This window comes from Pseudomonas sp. KK18 (genome assembly GCF_037094675.1).
Taxonomy (GTDB): domain Bacteria; phylum Pseudomonadota; class Gammaproteobacteria; order Pseudomonadales; family Pseudomonadaceae; genus Aquipseudomonas.
Genome location: NZ_CP146605.1, coordinates 2,003,953 through 2,022,469 on the forward strand (window position 1 = coordinate 2,003,953; position 18,517 = coordinate 2,022,469).

The following is an 18,517-nucleotide window of genomic DNA, read 5'->3' on the forward strand; positions in this document are numbered from 1 at the left end:
TGTGAAGTCACTGCACAGATTTTTACCGCTGTCCCCCTAAAATGCCTCGGCGGATGGCCAGGCTGGCGGTGTTGCGGATAGCATTTTGTGAACAGAAGATTTGCGACTATCGTGACGCTTCGGTTTTCCGGGCGTCATAGACCCGTACGATTGACGCTGTAATGGCCACCATTGGCCTTCGGCACCTTGGAAGAGGCAGAAATTTTATGATCATCAAACCGCGGGTTCGTGGCTTTATCTGTGTGACCGCTCACCCGGTTGGCTGTGAAGCGAATGTCAAAGAGCAGATCGACTACGTGACCGAACACGGTGCCATTGAAGGCGGCCCGAAAAAGGTGCTGGTCCTCGGGGCTTCCACCGGCTACGGCCTGGCCGCGCGCATCAGCGCTGCCTTTGGCTGCGGCGCCGACACCCTGGGCGTGTTTTTTGAGAAAGAAGGCGAAGAAGGCAAGCTCAGCTCTGCCGGCTGGTACAACAGCGCCGCCTTCGAGAAGTTTGCGCTGGAAAAAGGCCTGTACGCCAAGAGCATCAACGGCGATGCGTTCTCTGACGAGATCAAGCGCCTGACCATCGAAACCATCAAGAAAGACCTCGGCAAGATCGACCTGGTGGTCTACAGCCTGGCCGCGCCACGCCGTACCGACCCGCAAGGCGTGGTGCACAACTCCACCCTGAAGCCGATCGGCAAGGCTGTGACCCTGCGCGGCATCAACACCGACAAGGGCGTCGTGGTCGACACCACCCTCGAACCGGCCACCCAGGAAGAAATCGACGGCACCGTGAAAGTCATGGGCGGCGAAGACTGGCAGCTGTGGATCGACGCCCTGCGTGACGCCGACGTGTTGGCCGAAGGCGCCAAGACCACTGCGTTCACCTACCTCGGCGAGAAGCTGACCCAGGATATCTACTGGAACGGCTCCATCGGCGAAGCCAAGAAGGACCTGGACAAGAAAGTCCTGACCCTGCGCGAAAACCTCGCGGCGCTGAAAGGCGACGCCCGTGTGTCGGTACTCAAGGCAGTAGTGACCCAGGCCAGCTCGGCGATCCCGATCATGCCGCTGTACCTGTCGTTGCTGTTTAAAGTGATGAAAGAGCAGGGCACCCACGAAGGTTGCATCGAGCAGGTCTACGGCCTGTTCAAGGACAGCCTGTATGGCAAAGAGCCCAAGCTCGACGCCGACGGCCGCCTGCGCGCCGACCTCGCGGAACTTGAGCCTAAGGTTCAGGACGCGGTAGCGGCCCTGTGGAATCAGGTCTCCGATGACAACGTCAACGAGATCAGCGATTTTGCCGGCTACAAGGCGGAATTCCTGCGCCTGTTCGGTTTCGAGATCGACGGCGTGGACTACGACGCTGACGTGAATCCGACCGTGAAGATCAAGGGCCTGATTCAGGCTTAAGCGCTTGCGGTAACGAAGAAGCGGCCTCCAGGGGCCGCTTTTTTGTGCGCGTCATGCCAGACTGCGGCCGTTATCACACCCACGCTAACGGAGGATCTACATGACGATTCGTGCAGTCGTTTTTGATTTCGGCGGTGTCCTGTTCGACTGGAACCCGCACCATCTCTACCGCCAGCTGATTACCGACGACCGGGAGCGCCAACGGTTCCTGGACACCGTCTGCACCCAGGCCTGGAACACCGAGCAGGACGCCGGGCGCAGTCTGGCTGAGGGCACCCGCGCGCTGATCGCCGAACATCCGCAGCATGCACCACTGATCCAGGCGTACTACGACCGCTGGCACGAGATGCTGCGTGGTTCATTGCCGGAGGGCGTGGCGATCCTCGAAGCGTTGCATGAGGCGAAGATGCCGCTGTTCGGCCTGACCAACTGGTCCGCCGAGACCTTTCCCTATGCCCGCGCCCACTATCCCTTCCTGCAGTATTTTCGCGACATCGTGGTGTCCGGCGAAATCAAGCTGATCAAGCCCGATCCTGCGATTTACCACGCCAGCCTGGCGCAGGTGCGCGCCCATTTGCCGGATATCCAGCCGGGTGAAGTGGTGTTTATTGACGATGTAGCCGGCAATATCGAGGCGGCCACTGCGCTGGGTTGGCAGGGGATTCACCACGTGTCTGCCGCGCAGACCCGTGAGCGCTTGATCGAGCTGGGGGTGAGCCTCTAGCGCGCCCATTTCTCCATGACGAAGTCCACGAACGCCCGCAGCTTGGGCAGGCGATAGCGGTCCTGGGCGTACAGCAAATGCATGGGCCGGCTGGGCAGTTGGTAGTCCGTCAGTAATGCCACCAGTTTACCGGCCCGCAGGTCTGGCTCGACCAGGGCGTCAGGCAGCATCACGATGCCCATGCCTTCCAGGGCAGCCTGGCGCAAGGCCTGCGAACTGTTGATGGTCAATGAGCCGGAAACCGGAATTTCCACGTCGCCCTCTGCGCCGCGCATTCGCCACAACTTGTCGGCGTTGCGCCAATCGTCGGTCGCCGGGTAAGCGAACGCCAGGCAGTCATGTTGCTGCAGATCATCGGGGCGTTGAGGTGTGCCACGGCGCGCCAGGTACTCCGCAGAGGCGCAGAGGGTGATGGTGTAATCCTGCATGGGGCGGGCAATCAGGCTTGGCGCGTCCAGGTCGCCCAAGCGGATGGCCACGTCGAACCCGCTGTCGACCATGTCCATCCGCTGGTTGCTCAGCACCACGTACAGCTTGATCTGTGGGTAGCGCTGGGAAAATTCGCTGAGCGCCGGTGCCAGGCGTTCGGTGCCAAAGGCCGGTGGTGCGGTGATCCGCAGCAGGCCCTTGGGTACGTCACTGTTGGCTTGTTCGGCCATCTGCTCGGAGTCGGCCACCAGGCCCAGCACCTCCAGGCAACGCTGGTAGTAAATCCCGCCAAACTCGGTCAGGCTTTGCTTGCGCGTGGTGCGCTTGAGCAGGCTGACCCCCAGCCTTTGTTCCAGCGCGCGCAGGTGATTGCCGACCATGGTGGTGGACATGCCGCACGCCTGCGCCGCCGCCGTCATGCTGCCGGCTTCCACTACTTTTACGTACACCGTCATCGCCTGGAACAGATCCATTATCAAGCCTTGGTTTAAAGTGATCGCAGTGTTGTGCAGTTTATCCAGCTCGGGTGGCTAACGATACTGGTGCCATCACTACGATGCACTGGAGCCTGATGCCATGACCGCCGCCTGCCTGATGACCACTTATCAACCGTCGCCCCTGAGCTTTACCCGTGGCCTTGGCACGCGCCTGTGGGACCAGCAGGGCCGTGAATACCTGGATGCGGTGGCAGGTGTGGCGGTGACCAACGTCGGTCATTCCCACCCGCGGCTGGTAGCGGCCATCAGTGAGCAGGCCGGTTTGCTGCTGCACACCTCCAACCTCTACAGCATCGACTGGCAGCAGCGCCTGGCCCAGCGCCTCACCCGGCTTTCCGGGCTGGACCAGGCGTTCTTCAACAACTCCGGTGCCGAAGCCAACGAAACGGCGCTGAAGCTGGCCCGGCTGCATGGCTGGAAAAAGGGTATCGAACAGCCGCTGGTGGTGGTGATGGAGAATGCCTTTCACGGGCGCACCCTGGGCACCCTGTCCGCCAGCGACGGGCCTTCCGTGCGGTTGGGATTTCAAAAACTGCCGGGGGATTTTATCAAGGTCGGCTTCGGTGACTTGAAGGCACTGGAGGCCGTGACCCGGGAGTTTGGCCCGCGCATTGTTGCGGTGCTGCTTGAGCCGATCCAGGGCGAAAGCGGCGTGCAAGTCGCGCCGCCGGGATATCTGAAAGCCTTGCGCGAGCACTGCACCCGGCAAGGCTGGTTGTTGATGCTCGATGAGATCCAGACCGGGATCGGCCGTACAGGTCGCTGGTTTGCCTTCCAGCATGAAAGCATCGTGCCGGACGTGATGACTTTGGCCAAAGGCCTCGGCAACGGTGTGCCGATTGGCGCGTGCCTGGCCCGGGCCGCTGTTGCGCAACTGTTTACCCCCGGCAGCCACGGCAGCACCTTCGGCGGCAACCCGCTGGCCTGCCGTGTCGGTTGTACGGTGCTGGAGATCATCGAAGAACAAGGCCTGCTGGACAACGCGGCGCAACAGGGTGAGCGGCTGCTGGCGCGCCTGCGGGTGGAATTGAACGAGCATCCCCAGGTGCTGGCGATTCGCGGGCAGGGGCTGATGATCGGCATCGAACTGGCAACACCTCAGCGCGACCTGGCCCAGCGCGCGGCGCAAGAGCATGGCCTGCTGATCAACGTCACCCGGGGCAAGATCATCCGCCTGCTGCCGCCGCTGACCATCGATGCCAAGGAAGTGGAGATGATCGTGCGCGCACTTTCCCGGCTTCTGGACTAAACACGGATGAGGCTGACGCGGAGCGTCACTGGCTACATTCCCACGCAGAGCGTGGGAACGATCAGTCAAACGGGGTAGCCGGAGCCCACCTGCACCCCGTTCAGCCATTCCTGGTTCAGGGTCTCGGTATCCCCCAGGTAATCCAGCAACCAGGCCATGGCCGGCGACAGTTTGTTCTGTGCCCAGGCCACGCACGACGGGCTGGCAGGGAAGGGCCGGGAAAGTTGCAGGGCGCTCAGCTCGCCGCGCTCGATCCACGGCTGCACCAGGTGCGCCGGTGCCATGCCGACGCACAGGCCATCCCGCAGGCAATCAATCGCCGAAGCCCAGTGCGGCACCACCAAACGACGCTGGTTATCCAGGGTCCAGGTGTCGCGCTTGGGCAGGTTGCGCGAGGTGTCGGTCATGCACAGGGAGGCGAAGGGCCGCAGTTGGTCATCGCTGAGCAGGCCTTCGACCGCTGCCAGCGGATGCCGGCTGCTGACCACGCACAGCCAGTTCAGCAGGCCCATGTCACGAAATGTGAATTGACTGGCCACCGGCACCGCGCTGGTGGCGCCGATCACGATATCGGTGCGGTCATCGGCCAGGGCATCCCACACCCCGTTGTACACCTCGTAATCCAACAGCAATTCCACCTCCGGGAACTGCCGATAGAAATCCAGTACCAACTGCCGGCAGCGCTGCTGTTTAACGATGGAATCCACCGCGACTTTCAACTGGCCACTCCAGCCATTTGCCACTTGCTGGCACAGCCGGCGGGTGCCGAGCATTTTTTTCATGACGCCGCGGGCTTCGTCGATGAACAATTTACCCGCGGGTGTCAGCTCCACATCCCGATGCCGTCGGACGAACAGCGGCACCGCCAGCCATTCTTCGAGTTGCCGCACGGTGTAGCTGATGGCTGACGGCACGCGGTGCAGTTCCTGGGCGGCGGCGCTGAAGCTGCCGTGGCGGGCCACTGCATCCACCACATCCAGGGAATATTCAGACCACATGGGGTTTGCCTTCAAAATTATTGATAAGAGTGTCCAATTATTATCGCTTCACAGGGATTTGCTCAGCTTCATAATAGGCGCCAGTCAGCAAATAGTTTGATGGCAGGTTATACAAGGCTTCAATGAAAAATTCTTTTGGATTCACCTGGTACCTGGCGGGGCTGAGCATGCTCGGCTATCTGGCCATGGATATGTACTTGCCGGCGTTTGGCGCCATGGGCGAGCAACTGCAGATTTCCCCCGGCGCGGTGGGCGCGAGCCTGAGCATTTTCCTCGCCGGCTTTGCCGTCGGGCAGTTGCTGTGGGGGCCGCTGTCCGACCGGTTGGGACGCAAGCCGGTGCTGCTTACGGGCCTTTCCCTGTTTGTGCTCGGCTGCCTGGGGATGTTCTGGGTCGAGACCGCACCGCAGCTGTTGGCCTTGCGTTTTGTCCAGGCGATTGGCGTGTGTTCCGCCGCCGTCAGTTGGCAGGCGCTGGTGATCGACCGCTACCCGGCGGACAAGGCCCATCGGGTGTTCGCCGGCATTATGCCGCTGATGTCACTGTCTCCGGCCCTGGCGCCATTGCTGGGAGCGCTGATGCTGAATCACTGGGGCTGGCAGGCGATTTTCGGTGTGTTGTTGGTGGTTTCGCTGCTCCTGCTGCTGCCTACGTTGTTTCTCAGGCCGCTGCCGAAACGCCTGACAACCGACGGCGAACCGTCCCGAATCGGCTATGGGCAATTGCTCAAGTCGCGGGTGTTCACCGGCAACGTGATGATCTTTGCCGCATGCTCGGCCAGTTTCTTCGCCTGGCTTACCGCCTCGCCGTTCATCCTTGGCGGGATGGGCTACAGCCCGAATGACATCGGCTTGAGCTACGTATTGCCAACGCTGTCGTTCCTGATCGGTGGCTACAGTTGCCGCAGTGCGTTGCAGCGGCTCCAGGGCAAGACTTTGTTGCCGTGGCTGCTGCTGGCGTACTGCATCAGCATGGTCGCGCTGTACCTCGTCGCGACCTTGACCGTGCCGACGCTCGCCACCTTGCTGATTCCGTTCTGCCTGATGGCCCTGGTCAATGGCGCCAGCTACCCGATCGTGGTGGCGAATGCACTGATGCCGTTTGCGGAAAATTCCGGCAAGGCGGCGGCATTGCAGAACACCTTGCAGTTGGGGTTGTGCTTCCTGGCGAGCCTGATCGTGTCGTCGATGATCGACCAGCCGCTGTTGATCACCGCGATCGTGATGCTGGCGACCGCGCCATTGGCCGTGTTGGGCTACTGGCTGGCGCGACCGAAGGTCGACGATGGCGATGCCGACCTGGTGCGCGCCCGCTAGAACGTCACTTCCATGTTCACCGTCGGCGTTGACGTGCGGCTACCCCGGCCGCCGTCCACGCCGAACTTGTTATGCCAATACTCATACCCGACGCCCAGGTAGAGATTGGGCTTGACGCTTTTGCCCGGGCGCACCGCCACCATCAGCGCGGTGCGCATCAGGGTTTCCGGCGCGGTGTCGCGGCCATGGAAGTCTTCGCCCTTTTCCCCGACGTGATTGATAAACCCCTGAAACTTCGCCCCGTGGTTGCCGATCTCGAAAGGCCGCATCCAGGTCAGGTTGAGCATGTAGGTATCGTCGAAGGTATGATCGGGTTCTTTCGCGCCAGGGATGCCGGAATGGTTTCTTTCCTTGTAGTACATCAGGCTCAGGTCCAGCACGCCGACGGTGTTGAACTTCAAGGTCGGGCCAATCACCAGCGCACGTTTTTTCGCCGACGCCAGGTTGTTGTTGCGGTTGGCATCAAAGCCGAAGGTCAGTGCGTAATCCTTGATCACCCCGGTGCCGAGCGGTACATCGAATACCCGTGAGGCATACAGCTGGTGCCGGTACACCGCATACACTTCGCTGCCGCCGTGGTCGGTGCCCTTGCGTGGGTCGCGGCTGTCGGACAGGAACACATCGAGGTTCAGGTAGTTGCTGCCGTACTGGTAGCCGCTGGCGTGGGTGAAGCTGTAGATGCGCTTGCTGAACTCATCCGGGTTGTTCGGGTTGGTGAACTGTTGCCCGTAGCGAAATCCTACGCTGTTGTTCATCCATTCCAGCGCGACAGCCTCCCCGCCGCCGAACAATGTGAGTAATACGGTTGCGCCGTGCAGTGCCTTTTTCATTGTTTTAATTCCTTTGGCGTTTTGGCTCATGGCGACCGCGCAAGGGTCGCCGGGCGCAGTATCGGCACATCCGTTGTGGGTTCCAAAGAACAGAATCTCGCCTGGGCCGATGCCGAAACGGCAGCACTGAAATTGGCCTGAGAGTCAGGAAATACGTGGCGCCCAGGGTGTTTCCTGATGTTCGCGCAAACTGATTTCTTCACTGAGCAGATGGGCCATGGCTTGCACCGCCATCGGCAAGTCTCGGTCTTTGCGGGCGTACAAGCCCAGGTCGCTGAAGATCCCGCCCTGGTCGCTGAGCGGAATGTGCAGCAGTTCGCCGCGGGCTAAATCCACCTCCACGCCAATGCGCGTCTGGAACGCGATGCCCAGTTGCTGGCGCGCCAGTTGCCGGGCCAGCTCCATCGAGTTGCTGTGCAGCAGTGGCTTGTTCGTCGCCGCCGAACGCTTGTGCAGCGGTGCGATCAGGTGGTGAACCGAGAGCTCGCTCTTGGCCTGGATCACCCCGTGTTCACAGCAGCGCGCGTAACTCACGCTGGTTTCACCGGCCAACGGATGCCCCGGTGCCATCAACGCCCCCAGGCGGAAATGGCCGACACACACCTGGATGGTTTCGCTGCTGCGCGGTAAAGCAAAGGCCAGCCCCAGGTCAGCCTGGCCGTTGACCACCGCACCGGGAATCGATTGCGAACCTTGTACCGTGACGCCAATGGTCACTTTCGGATAACGCTCACGCATGCGCTTGAGGGCGGCGGGCAGCAGCTCCACAGTGGCGCCTTCCACCGTGGCGATTTCCACGTGGCCGGTCTGCACACCGTTCAAGCCATCCAGTTCACCGCGCACGCGCTCCACGTCCTGCAACAGGAAACTCACGTGGCGGGTCAGGATTTCCCCGGCCGCCGTCAGGCGCAGGCCGCCGGGCAGGCGCTCGAACAGCGCCGCGCCCACCTCGTCTTCCAGCTTGAGGATCTGCCGGTTCACCGCCGAAGACGCCACGTTCAGGCGGCGCGCGGCTTCGCGGATCGAGTGGCAGCGGCGAACCATGTCGAAGTAGTAAATCGCCGGGGCGTGGATGCGCAGCTTGCGGTTGAGCATTTTTTTCAAGTCCTTGTGCGCAGCGCTTCGAGCCACGGGGCAGGGCGGCTGAATGGATTTTTGTAACGGCGTTCAGGGTGTTCTTGTGAAAATGATTGTATACAACTCTATGGACATCCAATCTTTCTATTGCATACAGTGAGTGCACAACAAAAACAGAGAACCCCTCACCATGACTATCCCGAAGGCGTCACCGCAGCGGCCAGAAGATGAGAATCTCGGCGTCGCGGCCAACATGGCTTACGGCCTGCAGCATGTGCTCACCATGTACGGCGGCATCGTGGCTGTACCGTTGATCGTCGGCCAGGCGGCCGGGTTGTCGCCGGCCGATATTGGCCTGCTGATCGCTGCCTCGCTGTTTGCCGGAGGCCTGGCTACGCTGTTGCAAACCCTGGGCCTGCCGTTTTTCGGCTGCCAGTTGCCGCTGGTGCAAGGGGTGTCCTTTGCCGGGGTGGCGACCATGGTGGCGATTGTTGGCAGCGACGGTGCGGGTGGCATCCCGGCGATTCTCGGGGCGGTGATGGCCGCCTCCCTGATAGGCCTGCTGATCACCCCGGTGTTCTCGCGAATCACCAAATTCTTCCCGCCGCTGGTCACCGGGATTGTGATCACTACCATCGGCCTGACGTTGATGCCCGTCGCCGCCCGCTGGGCCATGGGCGGCAACAGCCGCGCTGCAGATTTCGGCAGCATGCCGAACATCGGCCTGGCGGCGCTGACCCTGGTGCTGGTATTGCTGCTGAGCAAGATCGGCAGCGCGACCATCTCGCGACTGTCGATCCTGCTGGCGATGGTGATCGGCACCGTCATCGCGGTATTCCTCGGCATGGCTGACTTCTCCAGCGTGACCCAGGGCCCGATGTTCGGCTTTCCCACACCCTTCCATTTCGGCATGCCAACCTTCCATCTCGCGGCGATCATTTCCATGTGCATCGTGGTGATGGTGACGCTGGTGGAAACCTCGGCGGACATTCTGGCAGTGGGTGAAATCATCGACACCAAGGTCGACTCCAAGCGCCTTGGCAATGGCCTGCGTGCGGATATGCTGTCGAGCATGTTTGCGCCGATCTTCGGCTCGTTCACCCAGAGCGCGTTTGCACAAAACGTCGGACTGGTGGCGGTTACCGGGGTCAAGAGCCGTTATGTGGTCGCCACCGGTGGGATATTCCTGGTGATCCTCGGCCTGCTGCCGTTCATGGGGCGGGTGATTGCGGCAGTGCCGACTTCGGTGCTGGGCGGGGCCGGGATCGTGCTGTTCGGCACCGTGGCTGCCAGTGGTATTCGGACCTTGTCCAAGGTCGATTACCGCAACAACATGAACCTGATCATTGTCGCCACTTCCATCGGTTTTGGCATGATCCCGATTGCGGCCCCGAGTTTCTACGATCACTTCCCGAGCTGGTTCGCGACCATTTTCCACTCGGGGATCAGTTCGTCGGCGATCATGGCGATCCTGTTGAACCTGGCGTTCAACCACTTCACCACGGGCAACTCGGACCAGCAGTCGGTATTCGTTGCCGGGACGGAACGCAGCCTGTGCTTCCAGGACGTGGCGGCGTTGCGGGACGGGGATTACTTCAGCGGCGGCAAGCTGTTTGATGCCGAGGGCAAGGAAATTCCGTTGCTGGAGGAAGTGCCGAAGAAAGCGGCCGTGCACGGCAGGGCACAGACCAGCGAGGTGTAACAGCCACAAAGAGTCCAATGTGGGAGCGGGCTTGCTCGCGAAGGCGGTGTGTCAGTCGCTAAATATGCTGACTGATCCACCGCCTTCGCGAGCAAGCCCGCTCCCACATTTTGATCTCAGCCAGTCTTGAGCGTTCTGTGGGGCACGGAACAAGCCTCATCCAGAAACTGCACCACTGTCCCCATGCACGCCTGTCGCTCTTCAACATGCGGCATGTGGCTGGAGTCTTCGAACAGCGCCCAGCGCACATCGGCGATCTCATCCAGGAACGGCTTGACCACCAGCGGCGTGGCCTCGTCATGGCGACCGGAAATCACCAGGGTCGGCACATTGACCTTCGACAGCCGGCCGATCACGTTCCAGTCTTTCAAGCTGCCAATCACATGGAATTCCGTCGGGCCGCTCATGGCGTGATACACCGTCGGGTCCGAATCCACCTGGGCGAATGTGCGGGCGACTTCTTCCGGCCACGGATTGACCCGACACACGTGCTGGTCATAGAAAATCCGCGAGGCGGCCAGGTATTCAGGGTCCTGGTAGGTGCCGGCCTGTTCATGCTTGAGCAAGGTCTCGTGCACGCCTTCAGGCAGTAGCTTGCGCAGGCGGTTGGCCTCGGCAACCCAGGTACGCATGCAGGTCGGCGAGTTGGCCGGAATAAATGCACGCAGGCCCTTGGGTTGCAGGATGGCGTGTTCGCTGCCGAGCATGCCGCCCCAGGATTGACCCAGGATCGCGTAGTTGTTGCTGATCTGCAGGTGGTCCAGCAGGTTGTCCAGTTCTTCGAGGAACAAGCCGACGGTCCAGAATGAAGGGTCTTTGTCAGGCAGGTGGGTGGAGCGGCCGTTGCCCAGTTGGTCGTAGTGAATGACCGCGTGGCCACTGGCGGCTACGTCCTTGTAGGCATCGACATAATCATGGGTACAACCCGGGCCACCATGGAGGATGACCAGCGGTGTGAGGCCGCTGTCCAGATCGCCGGTTACCCGATACCAGGTCTGGTAGTCGCGAAAGGCCGCATAGCCTTCGCGGATTGTTTCGATGAATTCCATTTCGTGCCCTGCCCTGAGAAAAAGTGATCAGGTACACGATAGTCGGCACAGAAAGTTTAAGTAACTAGCAAAACAGCTAGGTTTTTCCTTCGGATCAGTCTTCCAGCAGCCGGTAATGAGTGGCCCGTACCACCGCTTGCACCCGGTTCTTGGCCCCCAGTTTGTGCATGGCCGACGCCAGGTGCAGGGTAACCACTGCCAGGGAGCGGCTCAATTGGGTGGCGATTTCGGCGGCGGTCAGGCCGTCGGCGGCCCATTTCAGGCATTCGCGCTCACGCTTGGTCAGGCGGATATGCGGGTAGGAGCGCAGTTCCTTGCTGAAAAGCGGGTAGGCCGCTTCCTGCAAGGCGTGGGTAATCAGGCTGAATTCCGACAGCGTCTGGCGGGCGTCCTGCAACACGGCGCTGGCCTTGCCGGTGCGCAGGCCGGTCAGCGAGGCGAAGCCGCCACGGGGCAAATGGATCGGCACGCTGACGCCGCAGGTCATCTGGCGGTCGTGCAGGTAGCTGGAAACCGGGGCGTGGCAAGGGTCGATGATTTTTTGCAGCGCGGTATCGGCCTTGGCCTCGTAGGACCACACAAACGGTGAAACCGTCGACAGCGCGAGGTGTTGCACCGGATCGATCTGATAAAAACCGGAGCTGCACCACAGGTTGTACCAGTCGGGCGGGGTATTGCGCAGTTGCAGCACAGAAGGGGTGATCAGTGCACCATTATGGTCAATGGGCACGGGGGTGTAGTCGTAGACCAACGCATCAAAACCCAGGTCCTGGGCCAATACGAGGGTGTTGTCCATCTGTTCATCCAGGCTCCTGCCGGGGATGAGACGGTCATTAAACGCAGTTAGCCTGGCCAGCATCCGTTCTGCTCCCGATTTCATTTGAATCTCGTCTTGCTGCAAGTAGAATGCCACGCCCCGGCGAAGGACTGCCAGACCAAACCTATAAGAATTACCAGGTTATGGACACGCGGCATCCTCGGTAGTGTTGGCCTCTAAACGGCCACTCTCCACAGGGCCGACACACAACAAGGAATGTATGCATGTGGCGTGAAATTGCCCCCGACCAGCGGTACAACGTGCAGGTCGATGGCCACAACCTCGTGGCCTATAGCTTTGGCGAAGGCGATGAGGTGTTGCTGTGCCTCAATGGCGGCCCCGGGCTGCCTTGCGACTACTTGCGCGACGCCCATGGCTGGCTCAAGGACAGTGGCCTGCGAGTGGTTGCATTCGACCAGCTTGGCACGGGCGCTTCAGCCAGACCGACCGATGTTTCGCTGTGGGAAATCAGCCGTTATGTCGAAGAAGTCGAAACCGTGCGCCAGGCCCTTGGCCTTGGCCGCGTGCACTTGCTGGGGCATTCCTGGGGCGGATGGTTGGGCATCGAGTACGCCATTCACTACCCCGATGCGCTGAAAAGCCTGATCCTGGAAAACACCGTCGGCGACATTCCGCACCTGTCCCTCGAGCTGGAACGCCTGCGCGGCGCCCTCGGTAGCGAAACCGTGGCGATGATGCAACGCCATGAAGCCATGGGCACCCTCGATCACCCGCAGTACCAGGCCGCGATTACCTTGCTCAACTACCGCCACGTCTGCCGCCTGGACGAATGGCCGGCGCCGGTCCAGCGTTCCCTCGGCGACTGGAACATGGGCCCCTACGAAACCATGCAGGGCCCCAACGAATTTCTCTACATCGGCAACCTCAAGGACTGGAACCGCATCCCCGAGATGGCCGAGTTCAAGATGCCGATACTGATCACCACCGGCCAGCACGACGAACTGACCCCGGCCTGCGCCATGCGCATGAAAAGCGCGGCCCGGCACGCCGAGCTGCACGTGTTCCCCAACAGCAGCCATATGCCGTTTTACGAAGAGCCCCAGGCATACTTCCCGGTGCTGCTGGACTTCCTCGCTCGTCATCGAGGCTGACGGATGAACCTGGCGCGTTACCGTTTTGTGCTGTCCCGGCCGCTGCAATTGCTGCCGGTGCTGTTTGGCATCAGCCTGATCACCTTTGTGCTGGTGCGCTCGATTCCCGGCGACCCGGCGCGGGCCCTGCTGGGTTCGCGCAGCACCCCGGACGCCTTGCTGAAGATCCGCGCCCAGTACGGCCTCGACCAGCCGCTGTGGCTGCAATATTTCTACTTCCTGAAAAACCTGCTCAAGGGCGACCTCGGCCAGTCACTGCTGTACAAGGTCGACGCGCTGAAACTGATCGTCACCCGCATCGAGCCGACCCTGTTCCTGGTGCTCGGCAGTGTGCTGCTGGCGCTGTTGATCGCCGTGCCGCTGGCCACCGTGGCCGCGCGTAATAAAGGTGGCTGGGCGGATAACCTGATCCGGCTGTTCACTACGGTGGGCCTGGGCATGCCGGCGTTCTGGCTGGGCTTGATGCTGATCCTGTTGCTCAGCGTGCAATGGGGCCTGTTCCCGGTCTCCGGGTATGGGCGCACCTGGCTGGACAAGGCGCACCACATGGTTCTGCCGTGCCTGACCATCGCCCTGGCGCTGTCGGCGGTGCTGGTGCGCAACCTGCGGGCGAGCATGTTGATGGAATTGCAGGCTGACCACGTTACCGCCGCCCGGGCGCGCGGGTTGTCGGAGGCGGCGGTGTTTCGTCGTCATGTGCTGCCCAATTCCCTGGTGCCGGCGGTGAACCTGCTGGCGGTGAACATTGGCTGGCTGATCAGCGGCACGGTGGTGATCGAAAGCCTGTTTGCGATTCCCGGCATCGGCCAATTGCTGGTGCGCGGCATCTTCACCCGCGACTACATGGTGGTGCAGGGCGTGGCGATGGTGCTGGCCTGTGCCACCGTGCTGGTCAACTTTGTTGCCGATGTGGTGACGGTCACGCTGGACCCGCGAGTGAAGATGCAATGAGCAGCCGCCCATTGATCGCCCCATGGCGCCTGCGCCTGCGCTTTGGTTTTCGCAATGGCCGGCTGACGGCGGCCTGGGGCCTGTTGATTCTGCTGACATGGCTGGCGCTGGCCGTGTTCGCCCCCTGGATCGCACCCTTTGACCCGATTGCGCAAAACACCGACATCAGTTTGCTGGGTCCCAGCCAGGCCCATCCATTTGGCACGGACAACTACGGGCGAGACATCCTTTCGAGGGTGATCTGGGGCGCACGCATCGACCTGCAACTGGCGGTGGTCGGGGTGATCTTTCCGTTCCTGATCGGCACCTTTGTCGGTGCGGTGTCTGGCTACATCGGCGGGCGTTTCGACAGCTTCTGCATGCGGGTGATCGACGTGATCCTCGCGTTCCCTTTCCTGGTGCTGATGCTGGCGATCATGGCCATTCTCGGCCCGGGTTTGAAAAGCTTTTACATCGCCATGGCGCTGGTGGGCTGGGTGTCCTACGCGCGGCTGATCCGCTCGCAGATCCTGGTGCTCAAGGAAAGCGACTTCGCCCTGGCCGCCAAAAGCCTGGGCTTTGGCCATGGGCGCATTCTGTTCCGGCATTTGTTGCCCAACGCGATGTTCGGTTCGATTGTGTTCTCGATGTCTGACGCAGTGCTGGTGCTGCTCAACGGCGCAGCGGTCAGCTACCTCGGCCTGGGCGTACAACCGCCGACCGCCGAGTGGGGCACCATGGTTGCCGAAGGCCAGGCGTTCATCACCACCGCCTGGTGGATTTGCACTTTCCCGGGCCTGGCCATCGTGACCCTGGCCATGGGCTTCAGCCTGCTGGCCGATGGTGTGGCGCAAGTGCTGGGGGATCGCTCATGAGCCTGTTGCAGGTGCAGGACCTGAGCGTCATCGCCAATAACACCGGGCGCGACGTAACGTTGGTGGACCGGGTGTCGTTCGACCTGGCCGAAGGTGAAATCCTCGGCCTGGTGGGCGAAAGCGGTTCGGGCAAGACCATGGCCTGTCGCGGGCTGATGCGCTTGCTGCCGTCCCCGAGCCTGCGGGTGCAGGGCGGTTCGGTGCGCCTGGCGGGCCAGGACCTTCTGCAGCTGGATGACGCCGGCATGCGCGCGGTACGCGGTGGGCAACTTGGGATGATTTTCCAGAACCCCAGCAGCCACCTCGACCCGTTGATGCGCATCGGCGAGCAGATCGCCGAAGGCATCCGACTGCACCAGGGCGCGTCGAAAAAGGAGGCGCGCTTGCAGGCTATCGAAGTGCTGCGCCAGGTCGGCATTCCCGATCCCCAGGCGCGGATCGACAATTACCCCCACGAGTTTTCCGGCGGCATGCGCCAGCGGGCAATGATCGCGGTGGCCCTTGGCTGCAATCCCAAGGTGCTGATTGCCGACGAACCGACCACCGCCCTCGACGTGACCGTGCAAGCCCAGATTCTGCGGCTGTTGCTGGACCTGCGGGACCAGCGTGGCCTGTCGATCATCATGATCACTCACGACCTGGGCGTGGTGGCGCAAACCTGCGACTCCATCGCCGTGATGTACGCCGGGCGCCTGTGCGAACACGGCAGCAAATACGAGCTGCTGGCACACCCGCAACACCCTTACACCGCCGGCCTGATCGAGTGCCAGCCCGCCACCAGCAGCGGCCACGCCCTGTTGCGCACCATCGCCGGCCAACCGCCATTGCTCGACGCATTGCCCAAGGGCTGCCGGTTCAACCCGCGCTGCCCGCAAGTCGGCAGCTTGTGCACCGAGCTGCTGCCGGAAGGCGCGCGGGTGGCCTGTCACTATCCCCTGGGAGTTCGCCCATGACGTTGTTGCAGGTGAATGACCTTGAGGTGCGTTTTGCCGCCGCCGGCAGCGGCCTGTTCGGCCTGAATAAACAGTGGGTGAGGGCGGTCAACGGGGTGTCGTTGACCCTGGCCGCCGGTGAAACACTGGGTTTGGTGGGCGAGTCCGGCAGCGGCAAAAGCACATTGGGGAGGGCGATCCTGCACCTCAACCCCATCAGCGCCGGGCAGGTGGTGTTTGACGGCATCGACATGGCCCACGCCGGGCCGGTCGATATCGCCCGTTTGCGGCACGAGACGGCGATGATCTTCCAGGATCCCTACGCGGCCCTGAACCCGCGGCTGACCATCGGCGAAACCATTGCCGAAGTCCTGCGGGTGCAGCGCAAGGTGGCGCCAGAAAACATCCCACGCCGGGTCGACGAATTACTCGATCTGGTAGGCCTGCGCCCCGAGCTTGCCAGCCGCAAGCCTGGCTCCCTGAGCGGCGGCCAGTGCCAGCGCGTCGGCATTGCCCGGGCGCTGGCGGTGGAGCCGCGGCTGATCATCGCCGACGAATGCGTGGCTGCCCTGGATGTGTCGATCCAGGGCCAGATCATCAACCTGCTGCTGGAACTGCAACAGCGCATGAACCTGGCGATCCTGTTTATCGCCCACGACCTGGCCATCGTCCGCCGCCTGTGTGATCGGGTGGCGGTGATGTACCTGGGGAAAATCGTCGAGGAAGGCCCGGTGGAGGCAGTGTTCACCACGCCCCGTCACCCCTACACGGCGGCGTTGATCCAGGCGATCCCGGAGATTGATCCGTACCGCCCGCTGCCCAGCGAGCCCTTGCCGGGCGAGCCACCCAGCCCGTTGAGACTGCCCAGCGGTTGCGCCTTTCACCCGCGTTGCCGACATGCACGCGCCGTGTGTGCCGAGGTATTGCCGCCGACTCACGTTGTGCAAACGCATCGGTACAGTTGCGTGCTTGAAGAACCTTTGCTTTGAACCCTTCCTGCCGATCATGAACAACCGCCGTTATAGACAAGGAGTTATGACATGCAATCCCGTCACTTGAAGTTGCTCGCCGCCGCCACACTCACCGCCTGGTCGCTGACCGCCGGTATTGCCCACGCCGCAGGTGTGCTGACCATCGGCTGCCGCGAAGACAGCACCACGTTTGACCCGATCAAAAGCGCGCAGAACCGCGATACCTGGGTGTTCGCCAACGTCTACGACACCCTGGTGCGCGTGGACAACCTGGGCACCAAGATGGAACCGGGGCTGGCCGAAAGCTGGGACATTTCCAAGGACGGCCTGACGTACACCTTCAAGCTGCGTGCCGCGAAGTTCTCGGATGGCTCGCCGATCACCGCCGACGACGCTGCCTTCAGCCTGTTGCGCATCCGCGACAACAAGGCGTCGCTGTGGAGCGACCCGTTCAGCCTGATCAACACCGCCAAGGCCAGCGACCCGCAAACCCTGGTAGTGACCTTGAAAACCCCGGCGGTGGCCTTCCTCTCGCAACTGGCTTCGCCGACGGTGTCGATCCTGTCGGAAAAAGCCATGACCCAGATGGGCGAAGACGCCTACTCGGAAAACCCGGTGACCTCCGGCGCGTTTACCGTGGACGAGTGGCGCAAGGGCGATCGGGTGATCCTGAAGAAGAACCCGAACTTCTGGCAGGCCAGCAACGTCAGCCTGGATGGCGTGGAGTGGGTCTCCGTCACCGACGACAACACCCGCATGCGCATGGTGCAGAACAACGAGCTGGACACGGCGATCTTCGTCCCGTTTTCCCGGGTTGAAGAGCTGAAAAAAGACAAGAACGTGGTGGTGCACTCCGACCCGTCCACCCGTGAAGATCACCTGTTGATCAACCACGCCCACGGCCTGCTGGCCAAGCCGGAAGTGCGCCAGGCGCTGGACATGGCCATCGATAAACAATCGCTGGTGAAAACCGCCACCTTCGGCCAGGGCACCGTGGCCTATTCCTACATTCCAAAAGGCTCGCTGTACCACTACGCCAACAACCTGCAACGCCCGTATGACCCGACCGAAGCCAAGAAACTGCTGGCGGCTGCCGGCGCCCAGGATTTGAAGCTCAACTACGTGGTCAACGCCGGCAACGAAGCCGACGAGCAGATTGCGGTGATGATCAAGGATCAACTGGCCAAGGTCGGTGTGACGGCCAACCTGCAAAAGGTCGACCCGACCCAAAGCTGGCAGATGCTGGTGGACGGTGATTACGATATTTCGGTGATGTACTGGACCAACGACATCCTCGACCCGGACCAGAAGACCACCTTCGTGCTGGGCCACGACACCAACCAGAACTACATGACCCGCTACAAGAACGACAAGGTCAAGGACCTGGTGGCCGCGGCGCGGATCGAGGCGGATCCGGTCAAGCGTGAGCAGATGTACGTCGACCTGCAGAAAATGGCGAAACAGGATGTGAACTGGATCGACTTGTACTACAGCCCGTACATCAACATCTCACGCAAGAACGTGAGCAACTTCCTGCAAAACCCGTTGGGGCGCTTCACGCTTGAGGAAGTGGTGAAGAACTAAGTTCTAGAGATCACCGCAATACAAA

At 61.6% G+C, this 18,517-nt stretch carries 17 protein-coding genes; 11 read left to right on the forward strand and 6 right to left on the reverse strand.

The annotated features are described in order from the left end of the window. Positions 1–206 precede the first annotated feature (206 nt). Positions 207–1,400, forward strand: coding sequence for an enoyl-ACP reductase FabV (gene fabV, locus V6607_RS08980; protein ID WP_003218863.1), 1,194 nt, complete (start codon positions 207–209; stop codon positions 1,398–1,400). Positions 1,401–1,500: 100 nt separating this feature from the next. Then, on the forward strand, positions 1,501–2,124 hold the full coding sequence (locus V6607_RS08985) for an HAD family phosphatase (protein WP_134325975.1): 624 nt from the start codon (positions 1,501–1,503) through the stop codon (positions 2,122–2,124). Here the strand turns inward: V6607_RS08985 and V6607_RS08990 are convergent. After that, positions 2,121–3,026, reverse strand: coding sequence for a LysR family transcriptional regulator (locus tag V6607_RS08990; protein WP_003218860.1), 906 nt, complete (start codon positions 3,024–3,026; stop codon positions 2,121–2,123). The two genes, V6607_RS08985 and V6607_RS08990, sit on opposite strands and share 4 nt — an antisense overlap. A gap of 103 nt (positions 3,027–3,129) precedes the next feature. Between V6607_RS08990 and V6607_RS08995 the strand changes: the two genes are divergently transcribed. Further along, positions 3,130–4,299, forward strand: coding sequence for an aspartate aminotransferase family protein (locus tag V6607_RS08995; protein ID WP_134325976.1), 1,170 nt, complete (start codon positions 3,130–3,132; stop codon positions 4,297–4,299). Between the two features lie 65 nt (positions 4,300–4,364). Here the strand turns inward: V6607_RS08995 and punR are convergent, their stop codons facing one another. Further along, positions 4,365–5,297 carry a DNA-binding transcriptional activator PunR gene (gene punR, locus V6607_RS09000; protein WP_003218855.1) on the reverse strand — a complete coding sequence of 311 codons (933 nt, stop codon included), beginning with the start codon at positions 5,295–5,297 and terminating at the stop codon, positions 4,365–4,367. 122 nt (positions 5,298–5,419) lie between these two features. Here punR and punC point away from each other — a divergent pair, with 122 nt between their 5' ends. After that, complete coding sequence (gene punC / locus V6607_RS09005) at positions 5,420–6,613, forward strand: purine nucleoside transporter PunC (protein WP_102605619.1); 1,194 nt, start codon at positions 5,420–5,422, stop codon at positions 6,611–6,613. Here punC and V6607_RS09010 read toward each other — a convergent pair. Then, positions 6,610–7,443, reverse strand: a complete 834-nt coding sequence (locus V6607_RS09010; RefSeq protein ID WP_023659076.1) for a hypothetical protein — start codon at positions 7,441–7,443, stop codon at positions 6,610–6,612. The genes punC and V6607_RS09010 overlap by 4 nt on opposite strands. Before the next feature lie 144 nt (positions 7,444–7,587). Beyond that, positions 7,588–8,538 carry a LysR family transcriptional regulator gene (locus V6607_RS09015; protein WP_102605617.1) on the reverse strand — a complete coding sequence of 317 codons (951 nt, stop codon included), beginning with the start codon at positions 8,536–8,538 and terminating at the stop codon, positions 7,588–7,590. A 172-nt stretch (positions 8,539–8,710) separates the two neighbouring features. On the opposite strand from V6607_RS09015, the gene V6607_RS09020 reads away from it, so the two are divergent. Continuing rightward, complete coding sequence (locus V6607_RS09020; protein WP_003218845.1) at positions 8,711–10,222, forward strand: nucleobase:cation symporter-2 family protein; 1,512 nt, start codon at positions 8,711–8,713, stop codon at positions 10,220–10,222. Positions 10,223–10,338: 116 nt separating this feature from the next. On the opposite strand, the gene V6607_RS09025 is transcribed toward V6607_RS09020, so the two are convergent. Continuing rightward, on the reverse strand, positions 10,339–11,271 hold the full coding sequence (locus V6607_RS09025) for a proline iminopeptidase-family hydrolase (protein ID WP_003218843.1): 933 nt from the start codon (positions 11,269–11,271) through the stop codon (positions 10,339–10,341). Positions 11,272–11,365: 94 nt separating this feature from the next. Then, positions 11,366–12,130 carry a LuxR family transcriptional regulator gene (locus V6607_RS09030; protein ID WP_008437673.1) on the reverse strand — a complete coding sequence of 255 codons (765 nt, stop codon included), beginning with the start codon at positions 12,128–12,130 and terminating at the stop codon, positions 11,366–11,368. A 182-nt stretch (positions 12,131–12,312) separates the two neighbouring features. Between V6607_RS09030 and V6607_RS09035 the strand changes: the two genes are divergently transcribed. From V6607_RS09035 to V6607_RS09060, 6 genes are read left to right on the forward strand one after another with little or no spacing between them, the layout of a single operon-like run. Further along, positions 12,313–13,200: a proline iminopeptidase-family hydrolase gene (locus tag V6607_RS09035; RefSeq protein WP_134325977.1), complete on the forward strand. Its 888-nt coding sequence runs from the start codon at positions 12,313–12,315 to the stop codon at positions 13,198–13,200. Positions 13,201–13,203: 3 nt separating this feature from the next. Then, positions 13,204–14,151 carry an ABC transporter permease gene (locus V6607_RS09040; RefSeq protein WP_003218838.1) on the forward strand — a complete coding sequence of 316 codons (948 nt, stop codon included), beginning with the start codon at positions 13,204–13,206 and terminating at the stop codon, positions 14,149–14,151. Continuing rightward, on the forward strand, positions 14,148–15,005 hold the full coding sequence (locus V6607_RS09045; RefSeq protein ID WP_003218837.1) for an ABC transporter permease: 858 nt from the start codon (positions 14,148–14,150) through the stop codon (positions 15,003–15,005). The genes V6607_RS09040 and V6607_RS09045 overlap by 4 nt, the downstream gene beginning before the upstream one ends. After that, the gene (locus tag V6607_RS09050) at positions 15,002–15,958 is read left to right on the forward strand and encodes an ABC transporter ATP-binding protein (protein WP_102368420.1); all 957 of its coding nucleotides are present in this window, start codon (positions 15,002–15,004) and stop codon (positions 15,956–15,958) included. Before V6607_RS09045 ends, V6607_RS09050 begins: the two co-directional genes overlap by 4 nt. Further along, positions 15,955–16,926, forward strand: a complete 972-nt coding sequence (locus tag V6607_RS09055) for an ABC transporter ATP-binding protein (RefSeq protein WP_087693677.1) — start codon at positions 15,955–15,957, stop codon at positions 16,924–16,926. The genes V6607_RS09050 and V6607_RS09055 overlap by 4 nt, the downstream gene beginning before the upstream one ends. 51 nt (positions 16,927–16,977) lie before the next feature. After that, the gene (locus tag V6607_RS09060) at positions 16,978–18,492 is read left to right on the forward strand and encodes an ABC transporter substrate-binding protein (protein ID WP_134325978.1); all 1,515 of its coding nucleotides are present in this window, start codon (positions 16,978–16,980) and stop codon (positions 18,490–18,492) included. Positions 18,493–18,517 lie beyond the last annotated feature (25 nt).

Excerpts from the sequence above, each read along its gene's own strand:
- fabV (WP_003218863.1), top strand. The coding sequence starts at position 207 with ATGATCATCAAACCGCGGGTTCGTGGCTTTATCTGTGTGACCGCTCAC.
- V6607_RS08985 (WP_134325975.1), top strand. The coding sequence starts at position 1,501 with ATGACGATTCGTGCAGTCGTTTTTGATTTCGGCGGTGTCCTGTTCGAC.
- V6607_RS08990 (WP_003218860.1), bottom strand. The coding sequence starts at position 3,026 with ATGGATCTGTTCCAGGCGATGACGGTGTACGTAAAAGTAGTGGAAGCC.
- V6607_RS08995 (WP_134325976.1), top strand. The coding sequence starts at position 3,130 with ATGACCGCCGCCTGCCTGATGACCACTTATCAACCGTCGCCCCTGAGC.
- punR (WP_003218855.1), bottom strand. The coding sequence starts at position 5,297 with ATGTGGTCTGAATATTCCCTGGATGTGGTGGATGCAGTGGCCCGCCAC.
- punC (WP_102605619.1), top strand. The coding sequence starts at position 5,420 with ATGAAAAATTCTTTTGGATTCACCTGGTACCTGGCGGGGCTGAGCATG.
- V6607_RS09010 (WP_023659076.1), bottom strand. The coding sequence starts at position 7,443 with ATGAAAAAGGCACTGCACGGCGCAACCGTATTACTCACATTGTTCGGC.
- V6607_RS09015 (WP_102605617.1), bottom strand. The coding sequence starts at position 8,538 with ATGCTCAACCGCAAGCTGCGCATCCACGCCCCGGCGATTTACTACTTC.
- V6607_RS09020 (WP_003218845.1), top strand. The coding sequence starts at position 8,711 with ATGACTATCCCGAAGGCGTCACCGCAGCGGCCAGAAGATGAGAATCTC.
- V6607_RS09025 (WP_003218843.1), bottom strand. The coding sequence starts at position 11,271 with ATGGAATTCATCGAAACAATCCGCGAAGGCTATGCGGCCTTTCGCGAC.
- V6607_RS09030 (WP_008437673.1), bottom strand. The coding sequence starts at position 12,130 with ATGCTGGCCAGGCTAACTGCGTTTAATGACCGTCTCATCCCCGGCAGG.
- V6607_RS09035 (WP_134325977.1), top strand. The coding sequence starts at position 12,313 with ATGTGGCGTGAAATTGCCCCCGACCAGCGGTACAACGTGCAGGTCGAT.
- V6607_RS09040 (WP_003218838.1), top strand. The coding sequence starts at position 13,204 with ATGAACCTGGCGCGTTACCGTTTTGTGCTGTCCCGGCCGCTGCAATTG.
- V6607_RS09045 (WP_003218837.1), top strand. The coding sequence starts at position 14,148 with ATGAGCAGCCGCCCATTGATCGCCCCATGGCGCCTGCGCCTGCGCTTT.
- V6607_RS09050 (WP_102368420.1), top strand. The coding sequence starts at position 15,002 with ATGAGCCTGTTGCAGGTGCAGGACCTGAGCGTCATCGCCAATAACACC.
- V6607_RS09055 (WP_087693677.1), top strand. The coding sequence starts at position 15,955 with ATGACGTTGTTGCAGGTGAATGACCTTGAGGTGCGTTTTGCCGCCGCC.
- V6607_RS09060 (WP_134325978.1), top strand. The coding sequence starts at position 16,978 with ATGCAATCCCGTCACTTGAAGTTGCTCGCCGCCGCCACACTCACCGCC.